The sequence below is a fragment of the Pseudomonas sp. D3-27 genome (genome assembly GCF_051132165.1).
Classification (GTDB): domain Bacteria; phylum Pseudomonadota; class Gammaproteobacteria; order Pseudomonadales; family Pseudomonadaceae; genus Aquipseudomonas.
This window is the reverse complement of record NZ_CP071667.1, coordinates 2408251-2431147: the sequence shown is the minus strand read 5'-3', so window position 1 is coordinate 2431147 and position 22897 is coordinate 2408251. Positions and strand designations below refer to the sequence as shown.

Genomic DNA, 22897 nt, shown 5'->3' with positions numbered 1-22897 from the left:
GGTCTTATGGATAAGGCGTGACGGACTTCAGGAACGTGGTAAACGCACGATCGGTGCGCCGGGCATGCAGCACACCACGGCGCCCCTGCGCTGGATGCACAGGGCTTCGAACAAGGGAAGGATTGCGGACAGGCGCAAGGACAATGGCAGGTGAAACGCAGAGCGGTTGAAGGTTTTCATCGACGGTACCTGGCTGTGTTTCTTGTTTTTGTTTCGTCCTTCGTCCATTCAGGGTGAGCCTGGATAAACGCGGACAGGGTTGTCGGTAACCTGGAATCGACTTTATTGGAAAATATTTTCCATATCAACCCATTTTAGAATTTTATTCGTTTTTTGTTCCATGTCCTACAGGCTCAGATAAACACACCACCTGACCCTGCTCCGCGCTCTGTCTTGCCGCGTCCAGGAGGCGTGTCGTGGCCAAGGCGTCGCGGGCCGCAACGGGCAGCGGGCCGTCGCCCTGCAACGCTGTCTGTAGACGCTGATAGAACGCGAGCCAGCAGCCCCGTTCCGAGGCTACCCGCTCGCGCTCGGCACCGTGTTCGAACCAGCCCCAGCGCCGATGTTCTTCCGTGCCCCAACGTTCGCCCTCGGTGGCGGGGCTCAGTCCCGCCAACGCCAGGGCCTCCTGACCATCGAGGCCTTCGACGGTATAGCAGCCTTCGCTGCCACTGACCCGAAACCTTGGGCGCGGAGCGCTTTGCAGGCAATTGCCGCTCAAGTGCGAGACCACACCGCTTGCGTGGACCAGCGACATGAAAAAACCGTTGTCGTAGGCCTGGCCTGGCTGTCGATAATCCAGCTCGGCATACACTCGGGTCACCGGCCCGAACAATTGCAGCGCCTGGTCCACCAGATGGCTGCCCAAATCCCGCAGGAAGCCCCCGCCACTGGCTTTGCCCACCGAGGTCGGCGAGTAACGTTCGACGCTGGACTCAAAACGAATGACCTGCCCCAGGGCACCGGATGAAAGCAATTTGCGCACCGTCAGGAAATCCGAATCCCAGCGGCGGTTCTGGTACACGCTCAACGGTACGTTGCGTCGTTCGGCAGCCAACACCATCGCTTCGGCCTGCCCGGCATCAAGGGCGAATGGCTTGTCGCTGACCACCGCCACGCCGTGCTCGATGGCCTCCATCACGATGGCGGGGCGCGCTTGCAGCGGCGTGGACACCACCACCGCATCGACGCCGGCCGCCACCAGTTGCTCAAGGCTATCGAAGGCCTGGACCCGCGGATGCTCGGTTGCCAATTGCTGGCGTCGCTCGGCGGAACGGGTCACCACCCCGACAAACGTAGCGCCCGGCAGGCTGCTGATGAGCGGCGCATGAAAAAACCGCCCGCCCTTGCCATAGCCCACTAGTCCGATTCGCATGAAAGCTCCTTGTTAGTCATTGAATACACACCCCCCCTGTGGGAGCGAGCTTGCTCCCACAATTTGACTGCATACCTACAGGGAAATGTGGTCAGCCGTAGAAACGCGGCCGCTCCGGCAGCTCGACCTTGATGATCTGCCCACTCTGCTGCGCTTGGACACAGGCATCCGCCGCCACCGCCGCGGCGAAACCATCCCAGGCCGACGGCCCGCCTACTTGCCCGGCACGCACGCCGTCGATGAACGCCTGCAACTCGACGTCATAAGCGGCGATGAAGCGATCCTTCCAATCCATCAGGATGGCATTGGACAGCTTGGCGCCGCTGCGCAGTTGCACCTGGGACGGTTCCGGCAGCTTGGCGATGCCGGTCTCCCCCACCACTTCGCATTGGATGTCGTAACCGTACTGGCAGTTGACGAACACCTCGACGTCGATCCGCGTGCCCTTGGCGGTTTCCAGCAGAACGATCTGCGGATCCCGCAGGTGGGCCAAAGCCTTGCTGCTCTTGCGCGGGAACACCACCTGTACCGACACATAGTCGTCGGCCAGCAGCCAACGCAGCACGTCCAGCTCGTGGATCAGGGTATCGGTGATCGCCATGTCGGTCTTGTAGTTCTCCCCCACGCTCGGGTTGCGGTGGGCGCAATGCAGCATCAACGGCTCGCCGATCTGGCCGCTGTCGATCACCGATTTGAGCGCGCGATATCCTTCATCGTAAGGGCGCATGAAGCCCACCTGCACCAGGCGCTTGCCGTGGGCCACTTCGGCGTCGACGATTTTGCGGCAGCCTTCGGCCGTGACCGCCAGGGGCTTTTCGCAGAACACCGGTTTGCCTGCCGCGATGGCCGCCAGCACGAACTCTTCATGGCTCGGCCCCCAGGAGGTGACGAGGATCGCCTCGACGTCCGGCGCCGCGATCAACGCGTGGCCGTCCGGATAGACCTCGGCGGTCAGTTTGAGGTCGGCCACCACTTTCGCCGCCTGGGCAAGGTTGATGTCAGTCACTGCCACCACCTGGCTGTTGAGCAAGGTCTGGCTGCAACGACGGATGTGGTCCTGGCCGATGGCCCCGGTGCCGATGACGCCCAGCTTCAAAGACATGTTGAACTCCTTATGTAGGTGTTGGCGCAATCAGTATTGACGGGCCTTGGCCAGTCGTTCGTTGAGGGTCTTGGCGACGGCATCGGTGCGGGCGCTGGTGGAGACCTGCGCCACGCCGACCCGCCACCAGGATAGGTATTTGTGGATCATGGTCTTGGGCAGGACCTTGATGTCGATCAGGGTCGAGACCGTCTGGCGCCGGGCGTCGGCCAATGCCGCGTACAACTCGTCCAACGTCTTGACCGTGTAGGTCTTGCAGCCATAGGCCGCCGCGCTCATGGCGAAATCCACCGGCACAAAGCTGCCATCGAGCTTGCCCGTCTCGGGGTTGCGGAAGCGGAACTCGGTGCCGAAGCTGTCCATGCCGTGTTCCATTTGCAGGTTGTTGATGCAACCGAAGGTCATGTTGTCCAGCAGCACGATGTTGATCTTGCGCCGCTCCTGGATGGAGGTTGCGAGTTCCGAGTGCAGCATCATGTAGGAGCCGTCGCCCACCAGCGCGTAGACCTCTTTATCGGGCTCGGCGAGTTTCACCCCCAGGGCGGCATTCACCTCATAGCCCATGCATGAATAAGCGTATTCGACGTGGTAAGTATTCACGCCCTTGCTGCGCCAACTGCGCTGCAGGTCGCCGGGCAGGCTGCCGGCGGCGGCGACGATGATGGCGTCGTCCGCCAGGGTTTCGTTGAGGGTGCCAAGCACGCGACTTTGGGTCAGGCAGGACCCCGTGAGCTCGATGAATTCACGAAACACTGCGGGGTCCATGTGATCGTTGATTTCCGGGACGAAGTCCTGGGTCTGGAAATCTGCCTGGTAGATCCGGTCCACTTCGGCGTCGAGCTGGGCCTTGGCGTCGGCGATCTGCGCGCCCCATTCGGCACGGTAGTCCCCCAGCTTGTCGGCCAGCGCCTCCAGGCCCGAACGGGCGTCGGCCAGCAGTTGCACGCCATCGAGTTTCAGCGCATCGCACGGGCTGATGTTGAGGTTGAGAAATTGCACGTCGCAATGCTGAAACAGCCATTTCGACGCTGTGGTGAAATCGCTGTAGCGGGTGCCGATGCCGATGATCAGGTCCGCTTCCTTGGCCAGCAGGTTCGCCGCCAGGCAGCCGGTCTCGCCAACGCCACCGACATTCAGCGGGTGGCTGGAGACGATGGCGCTTTTTCCCGCCTGAGTCTCGGCAAAGGGAATCTCGAAGCGCTCGGCAAAGGCTTGCAATGCAGCATTGGCCCCGGAGTACTTCACCCCGCCACCGCAGATGATCAATGGCTTGCGCTTGCCCTTGAACAACGCCAGGGCATCGCCGAGCATCGCTTCGGTGGCTGGCCGGCGGTCGATGCGGTGCACGCGTTTCTGCAAAAAATAATCCGGGTAATCGTAGGCTTCGGCCTGCACGTCTTGGGGCAGCGCTAGGGTCACCGCGCCGGTCTCGGCCGGGTCGGTGAGCACGCGCATGGCCTGGATCGCGGCAGTCATCAATTGCTCGGGGCGGTTGATGCGATCCCAGTATTTGCTCACGGCCTTGAAGGCATCGTTGGTGCTGATGCTCAGGTCATGGAATTGCTCGATCTGTTGCAGCACCGGGTCCGGCTGACGACTGGCATAGACATCGCCAGGTAACAGCAGCAGCGGGATGCGATTGGCCGTCGCGGTGGCGGCGGCGGTCAGCATGTTCGCCGCGCCGGGACCAACCGACGAGGTACAGGCGTAGATCCTGCGCCGCAGATGCTGCTTGGCAAACCCGATGGCGGCATGAGCCATGCCTTGTTCGTTGCGGCCCTGATGAACCACTAGGTCGCCGCTGTCCTGCTCCAGCGCCTGGCCCAGGCCCAGCACATTGCCATGGCCGAAAATGGTAAACACCCCGGCGACGAACTTGCTCTGGACGCCATCGACCTCGACGTACTGGTTATCGAGAAATTTCACCAGGGCCTGGGCCATGGTCAGTCTTGTTGTGGTCATGCTTGCACCTTTTTCAAACGCAACTCGGTCAACTGTGGGAGCGAGCTTGCTCGCGATAGCGGTGTGTCAGGCAACTCATGCATTGATTGGAGCGCCGTCATCGCGAGCAAGCTCGCTCCCACAGGGGTCCTCCATTGTTCGGGGAGCCGGCCCAGGAGCTTTGCAAGTGATTCATACTCGCCCCCAACGCTTGGCGAATATCGGCCAACTCATGAACACTTTCGGCAAACGGCTCGAAGGACAGGTAACCGTCATAGCCGCCGCGGAGCAGCGCCTCGATCTGCCCGGCATTGCCGAGAATATCCCCCTCGCCCACCAGCACTCGGTGGCCGTCGCGAATGGTCGCCAGTGGCGCTTGGGCATCCTCGACCCCTGAGATGTGAACCAGCCCGGTCAATTCAGGGAAGAACTCCTGCTCGCCGGCCAGATGGTGATGGAAGGTGTCATGCACCAGGCGAAACACATCCAGCCCGTCGGTGGCCTTGATCGCTTCCACCGCCGTGCGCTTGCGGCGTAGCGAGCATTCTGCAAAACCCAAGGGTTCGATGAAACCGTAGATGCCGAAGGCGCGCAGGATCGGCGCAAGTTCACTTAAGGCAGTACGCAAACCCGCCGCTCGCTCGACCTCGCTGCGCGGATCGGCGCGATCGTTGAGCGGGCACATCACCAATCCCTCGGCGCCACACTCGCGGGCGTAATCGGCCAGGCGCACGGCCTGGGCACGGCGCTCTTCGTTCCACACATCGAACGGGTACAGGGCGTTGATCGACAGCACTTTGATGCCGCGCGCCTCGCACAACTCGCGGACATGGGCCGGCGGCATGCCGTCTTCGATCTCGACACCTTTGAGGTCATTGCGAATCTCGATGGCATCGGTCTTCAACGCCAGCGCCAGGTCGATGAAAGCAGGCAGCGACAGGCGCGGGGCAACCATTCGATTCAAGGCAAAACGCAGGGGCTTGTTCATTGTTGTTCTCCCTCCGGCATTCATGAAATGAGTTATTGGGCAGTGGGCATGCTGAACTCGGGGCCCTTGGCGATGCTGTCGGGCCAGCGCTGCATCACGCTCTTGTAGCGGCTGTAGAAACGCAGGCCTTCCTCGCCATAGGCATGGTGATCCCCGAACAGCGAACGCTTCCAGCCGCCAAAGGAGTGCCAGGCCATGGGCACCGGGATCGGCACATTGATGCCCACCATGCCGACCTTGATGCTGCGGGCGAACGCCCGGGCGATGCCGCCATCACGGGTGAAGCACGACACGCCGTTGCCAAACTCATGGGCATTGATCAGCGCCACCGCCGTGGCGAAATCCGGCACACGAACGATGCCCAGCACCGGGCCGAAAATCTCCTGTTGGTAGATGCTCATCTCGGCGGTGACCTGGTCGAACAGCGTCGCGCCGACAAAAAATCCCTGCTCGGCCCCCGGCACCTTGAAGCCCCGGCCGTCGACGATCAGTCGCGCACCCTCGGCCACGCCAGCATCGATGAAGCCTTCTACCTTGGCCTTGTGTTCGGCGGTGACCAACGGCCCCATGTCGGTGCCGGGTTGCTGGCCATTGCCGACTTTCAGTTGGTCGATACGTGGCAACAGTCGGGCGATCAGCTCATCGCCCACGTCGCCCACCGCCACCGCGATGGAAATCGCCATGCAGCGCTCGCCGGCAGAACCGTAGGCCGCGCCGATCAGCGCGTCCGCCGCCTGGTCGAGGTCGGCATCGGGCATGACGATCATGTGGTTCTTCGCCCCACCCAGGGCCTGCACGCGCTTACCGTGCGCCGTACCTTGCTGGTGGATGTATTCGGCGATGGGCGTGGAGCCGACAAAGGAGATCGCCTCGATGTCCGGGTGCTGCAATAGCGCATCCACGGCCGCCTTGTCGCCCTGGACGACATTGAATACGCCGTCCGGCAGGCCGGCTTCGGTCAGCAAGCGGGCCATCAGCAAACTGGCGGACGGGTCGCGTTCCGAAGGCTTGAGGATGAAGCAGTTGCCGGCAACCAGCGCCAGGGGAATCATCCACAACGGCACCATGACCGGGAAGTTGAACGGCGTGACGCCAGCGCAAACGCCCAGCGGTTGGCGCAAATTCCAGTTATCGATACCGCCGCCGATGTTGTCGCTGAAATCGGTCTTGAGCAGGCTCGGCGCACCGCAGGCGTACTCGACGATTTCGATACCGCGGGTGACTTCGCCGTGGGCGTCGGACAGCACCTTGCCGTGTTCACGGCTGATGATCTGCGCCAACTCATCATGGTGGCGGTCGAGCAATTCCTTGAACTTGAACATCACCCGCGACCGTCGCAACGACGATTGCTCGGACCAGGCCGGGAACGCCGCCAGCGCCGAGGCCACCGCTGCCTCGACGGTACTCGGCACGGCCAGGGCCACCCGGGCCTGCACCGCGCCGGTGGCCGGGTTGAAGACATTGCTGGAGCGAGCGGTGTCGCCATCCTGCACTTGGCCGTTGATGTAATGGCCTATTACCGGGGTGTCGCTCATTGTCCTGGTTCTCCGTTGGAATGTTCGAATTCAGAGGTCGAGCAGCCAGCTGTGCTGCGGGTCGTTATGGAACTGCCAGACCCGCTTCGGACCGGCCATGACATTCAGGTAATACGACTCGTACCCGTAGGGCACGCTGACCGGGTGGTAACCCTTGGGCACCACCACCAGGTCACTGTTTTCCACGGCCATGGCCTGGTCGATGCTGCGGTCGTCGGTGTAGACCCGCTGGAACACGAAGCCCTGGGACGGGTTGACCTGGTGGTAGTAGGTCTCTTCGAGAAAGCTCTGGTGCGGCAGGTCGTCGGTGTCGTGCTTGTGGGGCGGATAGCTGGACGAATGACCGGACGGCGTGCGCACTTCCACTACCAGCAGCGAGTGGGCCGGTTCGCTGTCGGGCAGGATGTCGCAGACATAACGAGTATTGGCGCCCTTGCCGCGAACGCTGCGTTTCATGCTTTGCGGGCGGATCAGCCGTGGTCCGTATTCATTGCTGGCCGCGCCCGGCGCGGCGCACACCGCTACTTGCACGTCGCTCAAGGCCGTCACCTGGGCCTGGCTGCCGGGTGGCAGGTATGCGGCGTAGGGGGATTTATCCTCGAACACCGAGTGGCGGTCACCGAGGTTGTCCCAGCTGAACGTTCCCTGCCCCGGCGCTTCGCCCTTGAGGTCGATACGCCCGCTGAGCAAGACCACACACAACTCCTTGTCACCGGCCATCACCGGAAGGGTTTCTCCGAGGCTCAGGCGGTAGGCCGCGAAGCCCACGTAATCCAACGCACCATGGGGCAGTTCGACCAGTTTCTGGCCGCCGGGATTGCTCTTGATCAACAGGCTCATGCCGGCATCCTCTCTTGCAGCAGGGCACGCAAGGTGTCGTAGCCCTTCTTGGCGTAGACATAACTCGGCGCGACGGCGGGGTCCTGCTCGGCTTCCACCACCAGCCACCCTTGGTAGTCGGCAGCCAGTAGGACGTCGAGCAACGCAGCGAAATCGATGTCGCCATCCCCCGGCACGGTGAAGGTGCCATTGATGATGCAGTCGGGGAAACTCCAGAGGTTGTTGCGCGCCAGCTGCACCACGGGTTTGCGCACGTCCTTGAAATGCACGTGACAGATGCGCTCGATGTGCTTGCGCAAGACTTGCAGCGGTTCGCCACCGCCCATGTAGCAATGGCCAGAGTCGAACAGCAGGCCCACTTCGCTGCCGGTCAAGGCCATCAGCTTGTCGATGTCCGAAGGCGATTCGACGTAGGCGCCCATGTGGTGGTGATAGGCCAGTCGCACGCCCTGGGACAGGGTGAAGCGCGCCAGTTCGGTGAGCTTGTCGGCGTAGGCTTGCCAGGCTTCGTCGGTGTGAAAGCGCGGGCGTTCGATCAATGGGATGCGCTGGCCCTGGATGGAGTCAGCCACTTCGCCATAGACCAATACCGTCGCGCCGTTCTGCGCCAGCAGCTCGACATGGCTGGCGATGGCGTCGATTTCCTCGGCCGCCGAACGCCGCGCCAATCGACTGGAAAACCAGCCGGAAACCAGCGCCAGGTCGTACGGGCGCAACACATCGCCGACGCCCTTGGCGTCCTTGGGGAACTTGCCGTTGAGCTCAAACCCTTCGTAACCGATTTCCTTGCCTTCGCTCAGCGCCGTGCTCAAGGGCGTCTCGCCGCCAAGGGACGGCAGGTCGTCGTTGCTCCAGGAAATCGGGTTGATGCCAATTCGAATAGCGGGCATGGCTGCACCTTTTATTGTTGTCCCTAATGTTCAGCCGATCACCTGTGGCGAGGGAGCTTGCTCCCGCTCGGCTGCGAAGCAGTCGCAAAACTATGGATGCGGTTTTACCTGTCAAATCGAGGGTGGCTGGATTTGGGACTGCTTCGCAGTCCAGCGGGAGCAAGCTCCCTCGCCACAAGGGCCCTGTCATCAAGCCCGGGCACTGCGCCACGCCTCGATCAATTCCACAAACCGCCCCTGCACGTCCCGGATCAACGTTTCGTCATCGATCTCCCCGGCCATCCAGGCCCGGCTCGGCTCCTGGAAAATCGTCCGGCCCACGGCAAAGCCCCGGCAGGTGGTGCTCTGGCTGGCCTGGCGGAAGCCCTCGGCCAATGCGGCGGCCGGGGCGTTGAGGCCCAGCAGCACCACGCCACGGCAGTACGGGTCGCGCTGCTGGATCAACTCGTCGAGTTGCTTCCACTCTTGGGCAGTCTGCGCTTCGATCTTCCACCACGCCGGGAAAATACCCAGGTTGTAGAGGCGCTTGAGGGCGCGATAGAGCACGTCCGGATGGGCTGATGGATGATCCTTCGGCGGGATGACTTCCAGCAGCAACTCATGACCGCTGACCTGGGACGCCTTGTACAAGCCCATCAACTGGGCCTCTTGTTCCAGGCGCAGCAGCGGTTCGTCGTCGGGGTGAAATTGAACCAGGCATTTGATGATCTGTTCCTGCGGCCAGGCAATCAGGTTGCTGCCGATGGAGCGCCCGTGCTCGAACGCCAGCGGCCGCGAGCCCTGCACTTCCACCGGCCGCGCCACCCACCAGCCACGCCCGGTGGCCGCGTTGAGGGAGTCCTGGCCAAAGCGCTGGTCGGCCAGCAAACCGACATCGGCGGCGATACCCTGGCGTTGCAGGTCGACCTCGACCCGCTGCACAGCCTGGATGAACAGTTGCTTGAGCTCGCTGATACTGTCGAGGCCACGCCCGCCGCGCTGAGCCAGTTCCACCAGTTGCCAGCGATGGTCGAAGGCGAAGATGAACAACTGCTTCCAGGCCCTGCGCGGCACGCTCACCTGATGCAGCCGTTGCAGCGCGGCATCCTGGTCCGGTCGGGTGATGGGCACCGGGCTGTTGAACAAATAGTCGAGTTCGGCCCGGGTCGGCATCGCCGGAGCGCAGGCATGGCGCGAAACCACCAGGCCACCGCAGGCATTGGCCAACTGGCAGCAGCGCTCATCGTCGGCGTCCTCCAGCCAACCGGCGAGGAACCCGGACATGAACGCATCACCGGCACCCAGCACATTCAAGACTTCGACCCTAACGCCCGGGTAAATGGCGCCGTCTTCCAATCGGTTCGGGATGTCACCGTGGATCACCGTACATCCTTGTGGGCCGAGCTTGACCACCAGGGTTGCCGCCGTCAGCGCGCGCACCGTACGCAGCGCGGCCAGCAGGTCCTCGCTGCCGCCAGCGATGAGGAATTCTTCCTCGGTGCCGACGATCAGGTCGAAACGCGCCAGGATGCCTTGCACGTGCTGGCTGACCTTGCGGTCGGCAACGAAACGGGTTTCACCGTCGGCCTTGCTCGCCAGGCCCCAGAGGACCGGGCGGTAATCGATGTCGAGAACGCATTTGACGTTGTGTTTTCGGGCATGGTCCAGCGCCTGGATGCTCGCGTTGTAGACGCCTTCGGTAGAGAAATGAGTGCCGGTGATCAGCAGCGCCTTGCTGGAAGCGATAAAGGTTTCGTCGATGTCTTCGGCCCGCAGCGCCATGTCCGCGCAGTTTTCCCGGTAGAACACCAGGGGAAAGGTCTCGCGATCCTTGATACCCAGCAAGACCATGGCGGTCAGGCGCTCGGCATCGACCTTGATGCCGCTGACGTCACAGCCTTCCCGGGCGAGGGACTGCACCAGGAAACGCCCCATGTGATCGTCGCCTACACGGCTCAACATCGCCGATTTCAGCCCCAGGCGGGCCGTACCGAAGGCGATGTTGGCCGACGATCCACCCAGGTACTTGGCAAAACTGCTGACATCTTCCAGCCGCGCGCCGACCTGCTGCGCATAGAGATCGACGCCCAGGCGTCCCAGGCAGATGACATCCAATTTACGCCCACTGGCAAAACGAGTCTGGCCCATGCTGGCTCCTGTTATTTTTATCAGCCTGCGCTTGACGTCGGAACCGACGCCAATGCTTTGGTGGATGCAGACTAAAACGAGCAAGCGCCAAGAATCAATATTTTTTCCATATATTTTTATCGTGGAATATTTTTTCCAATATGCTATTGCTCAACCGGGCCAGACGCGGTGCATCGTTTCAGCAGGCGCTACAACTTCGTTCACCCATGATTTTCCTCCCGCCTACGCTGTAGACTGCGACCAGCCAACCTATTGTCGAGGATCGGCCCGTTTTTCAAGGGGCGTCCTATAAGAACAAGCCAGAAGGATTTCCTATGACCCGCCCCGATCTGCAGGCGCCGTCCGAGAGCGCGTCCGAAGCCGCCCTCCCCAGCCCACCGATCAACGCCGAGCGGCTGTTGCAACTGATCACCGAGGAATACGAAGGCCTGCCGCGCCAGCTCAAGCGCATCGCCAGCTATATGAGCCAGCAAAGCGACCGGATCATGGTTGATCGCATCAGCGACATCGCCCGGGAATGTGAAGTGCATCCCTCGGCCATCGTGCGCTTCTCCCAGCGCTTCGGCTTCAGCGGGTTCAGCGAAATGCAGGCTTTGTTCCGCGAGGCGTACACCCACAAAACCACGCCGGTACAGAACTACCAGCAACGCATTCGCAGCATGATCGCCAACAAATCCCAGAAGGCCAGTGCCGGCGACCTGGCCCGGGAATGCGTCAACGCGACCCTGTCGGGTATCGAACGCCTGGGGCTGGAGCTCGAAGACGAGGCGTTCGAAAAAGCCGTGGACCTGGTGGTGAATGCCGACAACATCTATGTGGTCGGTGTGCGGCGTTCATTCGCGGTGGCCGATTACCTGGTCTACAACCTGCAGCACACCAACAAGCGCATTCACCTGGTCTCCGGCCTGGGCGGCAGTTATCGCGAGCAGATGCGCAGCGTGCGGGCCAACGACCTGGTGATTGCCATCAGCTTTACGCCTTACGGCAAGGAAACCCAGCACTGCCTACGCATTGCCCAGCATCACCAGGCGAAGACACTGATCATCACCGACAGCAACTTATCGCCGCTGGCCAAGCGGGCCAACGCGGTGTTGCTGGTCAACGAAGGCAGCTCGTTCGCGTTCCGCTCGTTGAGCGCCACGTTGTGCCTGTGCCAAGCGCTGTTCATCGCCGTGGCCTACCGACTCGAACTCAAAGTCGATGAAATCCATGAACAGGTCGGCTTCGAGGATTGATACCCGACCTGCCAAACCGATGAAGGAGAAGCCATGAAACTGATCGGCATGTTGGACTCGCCCTACGTGCGACGCGTCGCCATTTCCGCCAAATGCCTAGGGATTGCCCTGGAACACGAATCGGTGTCGGTGTTCCGGCAATTCGAGCATTTCCAGAGCATCAACCCGGTGGTCAAGGCCCCCACGCTGGTGATGGATGATGCCTCGGTGTTGATGGATTCCACCTTGATCATCGATTACCTGGAGGCACTGGCCGGCCCGGCGAACAGCCTGATGCCGTCCGATCCAGCCCAACGGTTGCGCTCCTTGCAATTGGTCGGGCTGGCGCTGGCGGCGTGCGAAAAGTCGGTGCAGATCTATTACGAACGCACCCTGCGACCGGCGGATATCCAACATGCTCCGTGGCTGTCACGAATTTCGGGCCAGTTGCTGGCCGCCTACGGTGAGCTGGAGCAAGCCCTGGCAAAACAACCGCTGCCCACCGATGGTTCCATCGATCAGGCCGGCATCACCGTCGCCGTGGCGTGGACCTTCACCAACCTGTTGGTGGCGGATCAAGTACAAGGCAAGTCGTTCCCGCAGATCAGCGCATTCACCGCCTATGCCGAAGGGTTGGAAACGTTTGTCAGCACGCCGGTGGAATGACGGCTGGATACATGCCTTTGTGGGAGCGAGCAAGCTCGCTCCCACAGGGTTCAGGCCGGTTCCATTTTTCTAGGCTCTGAAGTCGGCGCTACCTCGAAGCGGTCGGCCAGAAATGGCGTGATGTCCAGTGGCAGCGGCTCCTGGTTCACCAGTTTGTCCAGCAGCACGCCGGTGATGGCCGAGGTCAGGATACCGGTGCGAAAGTGCCCGCAGGCGTTGAGGTAGCCCTCGACACCGCGCATCGGCCCCAGGATCGGTAGCTCATCGGGTGAGCCTGGACGCAGGCCGGCCCAGGTGCGCTTCAGGTTGATGTCGGCCAGTCGCGGGATACAGCGCACGGCACCCTGTACCAGCCCTTCGATCTCCGGGTAGGTGGTGGTCACGTCGAACCCTTTGTCCTCCGTGGTGCTGCCGATGAGGATTTCGCCGTTGTCTTTCTGCGCCACGTAGCAGTCGCTGGTGGTCAGGCAGCCATTGAGGATTTTGGGCATGCGCTCGGTCAAGAGGATCTGGCCCTTGACTGGCTTGACCGGGATCCGCACGCCCGTTGACTGCTCGCTCAGGTCCGCCGCCCAGGCGCCGGCGGCGTTGATCAAGGTCTGGCAAGTGAATGTCCCGGCCTCGGCGGTCTTCACGCCGGTGACCCGCGTCCCGCTTCGCAACACGTCAGTCACGTTGGTGTTGAAGAACAGGTCGACACCGTTCTGCCGCGCGCCCTCGGTGTAGGCGTCTGCCAGGCGGAATGGGCTGACCTGATGGTCGCACAGGAATTCCAGGGCACCCCGGGCCTCGTGGCTGACGTTCGGCTCGGCCTCGCGCAATGCCGCCTGGTCGAGCCAGCGCACCTGATCGGCCAGATGAGGAATGCAGGCGACGATATGCTCGGCATACAACCGATCTTCATCGTCGTAGATCACGAACTTGAGCCCGGTCCGTTCGAACCTGAAATCCATGCCATGACGATCGAACAGTTCCCGGTGCAATTGCGGGTACATCGCGTTGGACTGCAAGGCGAATTCGAAAAACGAGTCGGGCAGGATGTGCGGCGTGCTGGCATCCACCGCCACGGCGGCGCCCTGGGCCTGGCGCTTGCGATTGGCTGACATCATCCTGAAGAAAATCACCCCGCAACCCAGGCCCACCGATTCGCCAATGGCCCAGAGGCCACCCGCAGAGGCGCGGGTGGCGTTGCCTGGACGCTTGGCGTCGATCAGGGCGATCTTCAGATGGTTGCGCTTGGACAGCTGGTAAGCGCAGGAGGCGCCGATCACGCCGCCACCGGCAATCACAACATCGTAATGCCTAATCATGGGAAACGGCCTCCGTGCCGAGGTACTGGAACGCTGAAAAAGGAACAGGATCTATGGGGAAACGTGGCCGCAGCCACCCTACATCAGCCCGCCCGGTGGCCTCGCGCAACCGGTCGCTGCAATAACCGACGCACATTCGCCCCTGGCAGTCGCCCATGCTCACGCGGGTGCGCATCTTCAGGCTGGCCATGTCTTGCACGCCCTGCGCCAGGGCCCGGTCGATGTCGGCGCGGGTGGCATGTTCGCAGCGGCAGATCACCGTGTCGGCGGCAGGCAGCGCCGTTTGCCCCGCCCCGCGCTGGGTGTAGCGATCGACCGCGGCGCGAAAACGAATGATGCGGTCCAGTTGTGCCTGGTACCGCTCGCGACGACCGAGGGCTGCCGCCTCATCCAGGACATTGCGTTGCACCAGCACCGACAGCGCCGCGATGCGCCCGCTCAGCATGGCTGCCTCTCCCCCGCGAATCCCGCCCATGTCGCCCGCCAGATGGACATGCGCCTCGCTGCCCCGTTGCCAGGCATCGGACACGGCACGCAGATAGCCGTCGTCGCTGAAACCATGTTCCAGGCCCATCTGCTGGCTCAGCTGGGTGCGCGGGATAAACCCGTAGCCGACGGCCAACGTCTGGGCCGGCACCTGTTCGGCGCGCGCAAGGTCCGGTTCCCAATTTACGGAGTACGGCGCTACGGTCACGGCGCTCAACTCGCCCTCGCCTTCGGCACGCACCACGCCCCAGCCATAGCGCACGGGAATGCGATGGCGCTTGAGGTACGCGAGCATGCCCAGGCCGTCGAGGAACAGTTGCGGCTTGTTCAGCAGCGCTAGGCTTTCCTTGGCGATCCTGCCGAACGCACACGCCTCATAGACACCCGCCACGGTGACGCCCGAGGCGTGAAGCTGACAGGCCACCAATGGCAATAACGGGCCCGTCCCGGCGATCACCACCGGGCTCGGCGGCTTGACCACGCCGCTCTTGATCTGCAGCTGCAAGCCGCCAAGCATCATCACGCCCGGGAGGGTCCAGCCAGGGAACGGTACGCTGCGTTCATGGCACCCCGCTGCCAGGATCAACTGCGAATAGGCAACCGACCGCAAGCGCTCGTGCGCATCGAGCAGGGTCAGCGCCCGGAATCCCTCCGCCCCGATGACACGGCTGCCCAATTGCACGTCGATCAGGTCGGCGTGGCGCTGGAAGTCCTCATGGAGCTTCTCCAACGCTTCGCTGTAGCGGGCCCCCAGGTAATCCAGGCATACGCCATCGCGCAAGGGGCCGCGATACACCACGCCACCGAGGCGCGGCGCCTCTTCGAGCAAGGTGCAGCGCACCCCGTGGGAGGCCAGCTCGGTAGCCGCCGCCATGCCCGCCGGCCCGCCGCCGACGATGACTGGATCGAGGTTCATGGCGCCTCCGTTTCAGCAATGCGGTTGGCCCGGGTCTCGATCTGCATGCCGGGGCGCACGAGTGTCTGGCAGGCGCGGCGCTTATGGCGACCATCGATCTTGACCAGGCAGCAGTGGCAAACCCCCATGCCGCAATAGGCGCCACTGATCTGGTCGTGGTCGTTGCGGGCCACCTGCCGGCGACCCAGGGCCTGGATCACGGTAAGCACGGTTTCGCCCTGGGCGGCATTGACAGCCTGTCCGTCCAGGAGCACGGTCATGTCAGCCTCGAGCGGCTGGATATCGTATTGTCGGTGTATGAGGTCTTGAGGTTGCATCATGCAGCTCTTCCTTGAAGGTTCAGTCGGTCTTGGCTCCTTGCGGCACGCCACCACCCGCCTTGCGGCGATGCCCATCGGCGACTGCGCGCCAAAACAGGGCAACAGGCGCAGCATGCTGGTGCGCGGCGCAATGATGTTAGGGATTATTTGTGACGAAGTGTTGATCCAGGCCAATCAATGCGCACGTCCGCGCCCATGAACTTTTTTTCAGAAAGCCGACAGGTATTCTTTGGCAGAATGCTGCGCAGTCGCTCCAATTACTCACCCGGTACTGACCATGAACCGCATCCTGACCATCGAAGACGACGCCGTGACCGCTCGGGAAATTGTCGCCGAACTGACCCGCAACGGCCTGGACGTCGACTGGGTCGACAATGGCCGCGAAGGCTTGGAGCGCGCGGTCAGCGGTGACTACGACCTGATCACCCTCGACCGCATGCTCCCCGAACTGGACGGCCTGGTGATTGTCACCACGCTACGGACCATGGGCGTGGCCACGCCGATTCTGATGATCAGCGCCCTGTCCGATGTCGACGAACGCGTCCGCGGCCTGCGCGCCGGTGGCGACGATTACCTGACCAAGCCGTTCGCCACCGATGAAATGGCCGCCCGGGTCGAGGTGTTGCTGCGCCGCAACAACGGTGCCCGTGAACCCGAGACCGCGCTGCGGGTGGCGGACCTGGAGCTGAACCTGATCAGCCGCGAAGCCAGCCGCAACGGGCAACTGCTCAGCCTCTTGCCCACCGAATACAAACTGCTGGAATTCCTGATGCGCAACAGCGGCCAGATCCTGTCGCGCATGATGATTTTCGAAGAGGTCTGGGGGTATCACTTCGACCCCGGCACCAACCTGATCGACGTCCACATCGGTCGCCTGCGCAAGAAAATCGACCCGCCGGGCCTGGAACCGCTGATTCGCACGGTACGAGGGTCCGGCTATGTCATTGCTGAACCCCGCTAAGGGCTGGCGGTCCTCCAGCAGCCGCCTGCTGGCGCTCTACAGCGCGCTGTTCGTGATCTGGAGCGCCATCCTGATGGGGGTGATGTATTACGAAGTGTTTGGCTACCTCGACAGCCTCGCCAAACATTCCCTGATGCAACGCCAGCACCTGTTCGCGCGCATCCACGGCGACCAGCTGGAGGACGCGCTGATGGCCAGCCTGACGTTGGACGAACGCGGCGTCGACGCCTACGGCCTGTTCGATCCGCAGTTGCGCCATCTGAGCGGACCGATCCAACGCATCCCCGCCGATCTGCCGCTCGATGGCAAGATCCATATGCTCGGCGGTTGCGTCGATTCCGACGACCCGGGCGTGCCGTCCGACAGTTGCGACGCGATAGCGACCCGGACCCAGGATGGTCGCTGGCTGGTGCTGGCACGGGACAATGGCTCGTTGTTCGCCGTGACACGCATCATTTCCCACGCGCTGTTCTGGGGCGTATCGCTGACGATCCTGCCGGGCATCTTCGGCTGGCACCTGCTGCGGCGCCGGCCGTTGCGGCGGATTCGCAAGCTGCAAGCCAGCGCCGAGGCCATCGTCGCCGGTGACCTGACCCATCGCCTGCCGCTGTCGAGCCGCCGCGATGAACTGGACATGCTGGCGGCCATCGTCAATGCCATGCTCGACCGCATCGAACGGCTGATGAACGAGGTCAAGGGCGTTTGCGACAACATCGCCCATGACTTGCGCACGCCACTGACCCGCCTGCGGGCCCAGCTCTATCGCATCCAGCAGGAAGCGGCGGACGGCTCGCCCGAAGCCTTGCAGATGGATCAGGTGATCGCCGAGACGGATACGCTGATGGCGCGGTTTCGCGGGCTGTTGCGGATATCGGAGTTGGAGGACCAGCAGCGTCGCTCCGGCTTCATGCGCCTCGATCCCTTGCAGTTATTGCAAGAACTGCACGATTTCTACCTGCCCCTCGCCGAAGAGCGCGAGCTGGTTTTCAAGCTGGAGGTGCCCGCCAGCCTGCCCCTGCTCAACGGCGACCGGGCGTTGCTGTTCGAGGCCGTGTCGAACCTTCTGAGCAATTCCATCAAATTCACCCCACCGGGCGGTGAGGTGATCCTGCGCGGCGTCGACCAGGGCGACAGCACCCGCATCGAAGTGCTCGACTCCGGCCCTGGCATCCCGGAGGCAGAGCGCAAGGCGGTGTTTCGCCGTTTCTACCGCGCCGAGGGCAGCAGCCAGCACGGCGGATTCGGCCTTGGCCTGTCCATTGTCGCGGCGATTGTCAATTTGCACGGATTTACCCTGGAAGTGGATCGCAGCGAGTCGGGCGGCGCCCGGCTGGTGCTCGATTGCCGGGCGACATTGCTCTGATTCGTTGGCCCGTGGCGAGGGAGCGCGTCTTACCGGACCAGGAAATCAGGCAGGATCACTGCGGTGCAACGGCGTGTTGTGCAGTTCGTAGCGCAGCTCGTCAATCAGCTTCTCCAGGCCCTCTTCAGAGCGGATGCTCTCGACGCTCATGCCGCTCACCACCAGGTCGACCTCGCCGCTTTCCTGGTGATACAGACGAATAGTCAGCGTGCCATCGCCATTGAGGTTGCATGCGCAGGACAGCGGAGCAAAACTTTTTTCGAGGCGGGCGCGAAGCGGAGCAAGATGGGTCATCGTTTGCACCTCAGCTTCGAAGTCGCAAATGACCGGTGGACACACCCGGCCTCCTGGCTCCCGCAGACTTCCTGTCGATCTCGCACTTGAAGGGCTTGTTGCGCATTGTGGCGTATTCCTTGACTGTTTCGTGGGGGACGCGACATCAACAGCTATGCCGCACCCTCTCAGCCTAAGGAAGGAGGCGCCCGCGAAGAACCCGAATTTGCACTAGCACGGCAGGTGCATATGCACTGGCTACTATGGTGCCTTCATCCGCCATTCATTTGCGTACAACCCCCGCTCCCGCGCCCAGACAATCGCTTCGCTGCGGCTATGCACGTCCAGTTTGGAATATAGCGTAGCCACGTGATTGCGCACGGTGTTTGGCGCGAGCTTGAGCCGCGCGGCGATTTCCTTGTCAGCCAGGCCCTCGCAGATCAGGCCAAGCACGTCGCGTTCCCGGGCCGTCAGCTCGGTGAACGATGTCGTGGGGCTTTGCGCGTTGATGCTTTTCACATTGGCGAGTTTTTCGATCAAGGTCCGACTGAACCACGAGGCGTCCTTCATCACTTCCTCGATGGCCGCCACCAGTTCAAGCTCCGAGCGCTTGCGTTCGGTGATGTTCATGAGCACCAGCAAATAGCAGGGTTTGTCCTGGATGACCACAGTGTCGGCCGCCACTTCGCAGTCGATCTGTTCGCCTCCCTTTCTGTGAACCTTGATGTCGACGCCGGACACAGTGGCGGTCTTTTCCAACCGCGCAAAAAGCGTCGCGCCTGCGTCCTTTTCGAGAAAACCGATTTCCTCGACGGTCTTGCCCAACAACTCTTCGCTGGCGTAACCGGTCGCCTGGAGGAAGGCCTCGTTGATTTCCAGCAATTGCTGCTCAGCGCTACAGATCAGCGTTGGCACCGGCGACAGGCGGAATGACTTGGCAAAGCGCTCCTCGCTTTGGCGCAGCGCCGTCTCGGCCTTGCGCCGGGGCTCCATGTCCATGAAGGAGAACAGCATGCAGTCTTCATCGTGCAGGTCCAGGGGCTGGCCGGCGACGATCACTTGCTTGCTGCTACCGTCCGGCAAACGCATTTCGGCCTGCATCTGCGGAATGGTCGCACCCTGGCCCAGGCGCTCGATGGCCAGGTCACGCTTCTCGGCCGCTTCGAGCACATCCAACTCATACACCGAACGGCCGATCACCTGCTCGCGGCTGTAGCCGGTCATCTCCAGGAAGCCCGCGTTGACCTTGATATAGCGCAGGTCGCTGAGGCGGCAGATCACCGCAGGCGCCGGATTAGCGCCAAAGGTTCTCTCGAACCGTTGCTCAGCGCTGGCCCATTCAGTGGCATCGCTGAGAATCAGCACCAGATATTCCGGCTCGCCGGCACGGTCACTCAGGACCATGCTGCGGATGCGGTGAACCCAGGTCCGATCCGGGTCGGCGTCTGGCGTGACTTCCACCAGCACATCGCTGAATTCATCGCCACGAGCGACGCGGGCGATGGGGTAATTGTCTTCGGGCAACGAATGGTTATTGCGATAGCGCAGGTGGAAACGCTTGGCGTATTGCTTGGCATTGGCGCCCAACTCGCCGAGCTCCGTGACGCCGTGCATGGTCAGGGCGGCTTCATTGGCCCAGGCAATGGTCTGGTCGACCTCGACCAGTATCACGCCGTCAGACAATCCGGCGATGATTTGCAGCAATTGGCGGCGATTGGTATCGGTGTTCGGGACGTCCTGATTCATTGGGTCTCCATGGGTCGTGACGTTCAGGCATGGATGCGTTGAAGGTTACGACCACATGGGCTTGCGATAGTGCGCCAGGCCCTCAAAGCCCCGCGGCGATAGCCTTGCCGACGTCCTGGGTCGAGGCTTGTCCGCCCAGGTCCGGGGTTATCGGCCCGTGTGCGATCACCTGCTCGATGGCCCGCAGGATCCCGTCATGGGCCGCGCGATAACGCTCATCGCCGTTGCCAAGGAAATCCAGCATCAACGCTGCCGACCAGATCATCGCGATCGGGTTGGCAATGTTTTGCCCATAGATATCCGGCGCCGAGCCGTGCACCGGTTCGAACAGCGAGGGAAAGCGCCGCTGCGGATCCAGGTTCGCCGACGGCGCGATGCCGATAGTGCCGGCGCAGGCGGGGCCGAGGTCGGAAAGGATGTCGCCGAACAGGTTCGAGGCGACCACCACATCGAAGCGGTCTGGTTGCAGGACGAAACGGGCGCACAGGATGTCGATGTGCTGTTTGTCCCATGTCACCTCGGGGTATTGCTCGGCCATCAAGGCCGTGCGTTCGTCCCAGTACGGCATGCTGATGGAAATCCCGTTGGACTTGGTCGCGGCCGTCAGGCGCTTGCGCGGTCGGGATTGGGCCAGGTCGAAGGCGAACTTGAGAATCCGGTCGACGCCTCGGCGAGTGAACACCGATTCCTGCAGGACGAATTCATGCTCGGTGCCTTCGAACATCTTGCCGCCGACCGAGGAATATTCACCCTCGGTGTTTTCGCGGATTACCACGAAATCGATATCCCCCGCCTCCCGTCCGGCCAGCGGACAGGGCACGCCCGGAAACAGCCGCACCGGGCGGATGTTCACATACTGGTCGAAATCGCGGCGGAACTTGAGCAACGAGCCCCACAGGGAGATGTGGTCCGGGACCTTGTCCGGCCATCCCACGGCGCCGAAGTAGATCGCGTCGAAGCCCTTGAGTTGCTCGAACCAGTCGACGGGCATCATCTGCCCGTGCTCCAGGTAATAATCGCAGTGAGCCCAATCGAACACTTGGATGTCCAGGTCCAACTGCCATTGCCTGGCCGCCTGCTCCAATACTCGCAGGCCTTCGGGCAATACTTCCTTGCCAATGCCATCGCCGGCAATCGCGGCGATTCTAAAGGGTTTACTCATCAGTCCTGACTCCCGGTTGTCTGTTCAAACGAAGGCCGCATCACAGCCCACCGATATGGAAAGCTTTCACTTCAAGGTACTCATCCAGGCCGTACTTGCTGCCTTCGCGCCCCAGGCCGGACTGCTTGATGCCACCGAAAGGCGCCACCTCCATGGAGATGATCCCGGTGTTGAGCCCGATCATCCCGAACTCCAACGCCTCGCCGAAATGCCACGAGCGCCGCAGGTCCTGGGTAAAGAAATAGGCACCCAGGCCATAAGGCGTGGCATTGGCCAAGGCCAGTGCCTCGTCCTCCGTCGAAAAGCGCATCAGCGGTGCAACCGGGCCGAAGGTTTCTTCATTGGCAAGCAACATCCCGGCGTGGGCGTCGCCCAGCACCGTCGGCTCGACGAACTGGCTGTCGCCTTGAGGAATGCCGCCACACAGGAGGCGCGCGCCCTGGCTCAGCGCATCGTCGATATGCCGGGCGACCTTGCTCACCGCAGCAGGATTGATCAATGGGCCGATCATCACGTCGGCTTCGAGCCCATCGCCGATCTTCAGCTTGCGCACTTCCTGCACCAGCCGCTCGGCAAAACGTTCGTAGATGCCTTCCTGCACCAGGATGCGGTTGGCGCAGACGCAGGTCTGGCCGGCGTTGCGAAACTTGCTTTGCATGATGCCGGCCACGGCCTGTTCCAGATCAGCATCGTCGAACACGATGAACGGCGCATTGCCACCGAGCTCCAGGCTCAGGCGCTTGATGTGCTCGGCGCTCTGGCGCATCAACAGGCGGCCGACCGCCGTCGAGCCGGTGAAGGAAATCTTGCGCACCGTCGGGTTGCCGGTCAGCTCTTGGCCGATGCCAGCGGGCATGCCCGTGACCACATTGAAGACCCCGGCCGGAATCCCGACCCGCTCGGCCAGCACGGCGAGCGCCAGGGCGGACAACGGTGTCAGGTCCGACGGCTTGACGATCACCGGGCACCCCGCCGCCAGCGCCGGAGCGCACTTGCGGGTGATCATCGCGTTGGGGAAGTTCCACGGTGTGATGGCGGCGCAGACGCCGACCGGTTGCTTCAGGGTGAGCAGGCGACGGTCGCCGCTGGGGGCCGGAATGGTCTCGCCATAGACCCGACGGGCCTCTTCGGCGAACCATTTGACGAAGCCGGCGCCGTAGCGAATCTCGCCCCTGGCTTCATTCAGTGGCTTGCCCTGTTCATGGGTCATGATCAGCGCGAGGTCTTCGAGGTTGTCCATCATGGCTTGATACCAGCGCTCCAACATCGCCGCCCGCTCCGCCGCCGGACGCGCGCGCCATGCCGCCCAGGCCCCGTCCGCTGCCTCGATGGCGCGTCGGGTTTCGCTGCCTTGCATCGCGGGGACGCGGGCGAGCGTTTGGCCGGTGGCCGGGTTGATGACGTCGAGGGTGGCGCCATCGTCGGCCCCCACCCACTGCCCGTCGATATAAGCCAGTTCCGCCAGCAGGCTGGGGTCTTTCAGAAGTTGAGTGAGCATGGTCGCGTCCTGTTCCGAGGTAGTTCCAGTCTAAGGAGGTGCCGCGGCGCAGGATGCTGAAAGCGGAGGTTGGGCGGTGTTGGATGCTGAAGTTTTGGGGTGAAGCGGCAGGCTATACCGATAGGACTGCGACTGCTTTGTTCTTGCTTGGTGCGTGGGAACGGGCTTGCTCGCGAAGGCGGCG

The 22897-nt window shown here is 62.5% G+C and carries 21 protein-coding genes; 5 read left to right on the top strand and 16 right to left on the bottom strand.

Features of this window, described 5'->3' with window-relative positions:
- Positions 1–27 precede the first annotated feature (27 nt).
- The 9 genes from J3P92_RS11280 to J3P92_RS11240 form a co-directional block, all read right to left on the bottom strand.
- A complete protein-coding gene (locus J3P92_RS11280) occupies positions 28–228 on the bottom strand; it encodes a hypothetical protein (RefSeq protein WP_420766602.1) in 201 nt (66 codons plus the stop codon).
- Between the two features lie 94 nt (positions 229–322).
- On the bottom strand, positions 323–1375 hold the full coding sequence (locus J3P92_RS11275) for a Gfo/Idh/MocA family protein (protein ID WP_434650811.1): 1053 nt from the start codon (positions 1373–1375) through the stop codon (positions 323–325).
- A gap of 91 nt (positions 1376–1466) precedes the next feature.
- Entirely contained in the window at positions 1467–2477 is a 1011-nt protein-coding gene (locus J3P92_RS11270; RefSeq protein WP_420766604.1) for a Gfo/Idh/MocA family protein, read from the bottom strand.
- Positions 2478–2507: 30 nt separating this feature from the next.
- A complete protein-coding gene (gene iolD / locus J3P92_RS11265) occupies positions 2508–4439 on the bottom strand; it encodes a 3D-(3,5/4)-trihydroxycyclohexane-1,2-dione acylhydrolase (decyclizing) (protein ID WP_434650809.1) in 1932 nt (643 codons plus the stop codon).
- Between the two features lie 97 nt (positions 4440–4536).
- The gene (locus J3P92_RS11260; RefSeq protein WP_434650807.1) at positions 4537–5406 is read right to left on the bottom strand and encodes a TIM barrel protein; all 870 of its coding nucleotides are present in this window, start codon (positions 5404–5406) and stop codon (positions 4537–4539) included.
- A gap of 32 nt (positions 5407–5438) precedes the next feature.
- Positions 5439–6941 carry a CoA-acylating methylmalonate-semialdehyde dehydrogenase gene (locus tag J3P92_RS11255; protein ID WP_434650805.1) on the bottom strand — a complete coding sequence of 501 codons (1503 nt, stop codon included), beginning with the start codon at positions 6939–6941 and terminating at the stop codon, positions 5439–5441.
- Positions 6942–6971: 30 nt separating this feature from the next.
- Positions 6972–7781, bottom strand: a complete 810-nt coding sequence (gene iolB / locus J3P92_RS11250; RefSeq protein WP_434563675.1) for a 5-deoxy-glucuronate isomerase — start codon at positions 7779–7781, stop codon at positions 6972–6974.
- On the bottom strand, positions 7778–8671 hold the full coding sequence (iolE, locus tag J3P92_RS11245) for a myo-inosose-2 dehydratase (RefSeq protein WP_434650803.1): 894 nt from the start codon (positions 8669–8671) through the stop codon (positions 7778–7780). The genes iolB and iolE overlap by 4 nt, the downstream gene beginning before the upstream one ends.
- Positions 8672–8860: 189 nt before the next feature.
- Positions 8861–10798 (bottom strand): bifunctional 5-dehydro-2-deoxygluconokinase/5-dehydro-2-deoxyphosphogluconate aldolase, encoded by a 1938-nt coding sequence (locus J3P92_RS11240; RefSeq protein WP_434650801.1) that lies wholly within the window; start codon positions 10796–10798, stop codon positions 8861–8863.
- A 314-nt stretch (positions 10799–11112) separates the two neighbouring features.
- Here J3P92_RS11240 and J3P92_RS11235 point away from each other — a divergent pair, with 314 nt between their 5' ends.
- Entirely contained in the window at positions 11113–12033 is a 921-nt protein-coding gene (locus J3P92_RS11235) for a MurR/RpiR family transcriptional regulator (protein ID WP_434650799.1), read from the top strand.
- A 33-nt stretch (positions 12034–12066) separates the two neighbouring features.
- Positions 12067–12678, top strand: coding sequence for a glutathione S-transferase N-terminal domain-containing protein (locus J3P92_RS11230; protein ID WP_434650797.1), 612 nt, complete (start codon positions 12067–12069; stop codon positions 12676–12678).
- Positions 12679–12728: 50 nt separating this feature from the next.
- Here J3P92_RS11230 and hcnC read toward each other — a convergent pair whose 3' ends face one another.
- The 3 genes from hcnC to hcnA are packed head-to-tail and all read right to left on the bottom strand — an operon-like array spanning position 12729 to position 15707.
- Positions 12729–13988, bottom strand: a complete 1260-nt coding sequence (hcnC, locus tag J3P92_RS11225) for a cyanide-forming glycine dehydrogenase subunit HcnC (protein ID WP_434650795.1) — start codon at positions 13986–13988, stop codon at positions 12729–12731.
- The gene (gene hcnB, locus J3P92_RS11220) at positions 13981–15390 is read right to left on the bottom strand and encodes a cyanide-forming glycine dehydrogenase subunit HcnB (protein ID WP_434650793.1); all 1410 of its coding nucleotides are present in this window, start codon (positions 15388–15390) and stop codon (positions 13981–13983) included. The genes hcnC and hcnB overlap by 8 nt, the downstream gene beginning before the upstream one ends.
- On the bottom strand, positions 15387–15707 hold the full coding sequence (gene hcnA / locus J3P92_RS11215; RefSeq protein WP_420766636.1) for a cyanide-forming glycine dehydrogenase subunit HcnA: 321 nt from the start codon (positions 15705–15707) through the stop codon (positions 15387–15389). Before hcnA ends, hcnB begins: the two co-directional genes overlap by 4 nt.
- Position 15708: 1 nt before the next feature.
- On the opposite strand from hcnA, the gene J3P92_RS11210 reads away from it, so the two are divergent.
- The 3 genes from J3P92_RS11210 to J3P92_RS11200 all read left to right on the top strand — a co-directional run bounded on the left by J3P92_RS11210 (position 15709) and on the right by J3P92_RS11200 (position 18034).
- Positions 15709–15909: a hypothetical protein gene (locus tag J3P92_RS11210; RefSeq protein WP_420766615.1), complete on the top strand. Its 201-nt coding sequence runs from the start codon at positions 15709–15711 to the stop codon at positions 15907–15909.
- Between the two features lie 78 nt (positions 15910–15987).
- Entirely contained in the window at positions 15988–16671 is a 684-nt protein-coding gene (locus J3P92_RS11205; RefSeq protein WP_047230191.1) for a response regulator transcription factor, read from the top strand.
- A complete protein-coding gene (locus tag J3P92_RS11200; RefSeq protein WP_420766616.1) occupies positions 16649–18034 on the top strand; it encodes a sensor histidine kinase in 1386 nt (461 codons plus the stop codon). Before J3P92_RS11205 ends, J3P92_RS11200 begins: the two co-directional genes overlap by 23 nt.
- Before the next feature lie 45 nt (positions 18035–18079).
- Here the strand turns inward: J3P92_RS11200 and J3P92_RS11195 are convergent, their stop codons facing one another.
- The 4 genes from J3P92_RS11195 to J3P92_RS11180 form a co-directional block, all read right to left on the bottom strand.
- Positions 18080–18328 carry a DUF1652 domain-containing protein gene (locus J3P92_RS11195; RefSeq protein ID WP_434563663.1) on the bottom strand — a complete coding sequence of 83 codons (249 nt, stop codon included), beginning with the start codon at positions 18326–18328 and terminating at the stop codon, positions 18080–18082.
- A gap of 240 nt (positions 18329–18568) precedes the next feature.
- Positions 18569–20053, bottom strand: coding sequence for a PAS domain S-box protein (locus J3P92_RS11190; RefSeq protein WP_434628470.1), 1485 nt, complete (start codon positions 20051–20053; stop codon positions 18569–18571).
- 82 nt (positions 20054–20135) lie between these two features.
- Positions 20136–21215: a tartrate dehydrogenase gene (locus J3P92_RS11185; protein ID WP_420766619.1), complete on the bottom strand. Its 1080-nt coding sequence runs from the start codon at positions 21213–21215 to the stop codon at positions 20136–20138.
- A gap of 40 nt (positions 21216–21255) precedes the next feature.
- On the bottom strand, positions 21256–22713 hold the full coding sequence (locus J3P92_RS11180) for an NAD-dependent succinate-semialdehyde dehydrogenase (protein ID WP_434650791.1): 1458 nt from the start codon (positions 22711–22713) through the stop codon (positions 21256–21258).
- Positions 22714–22897 lie beyond the last annotated feature (184 nt).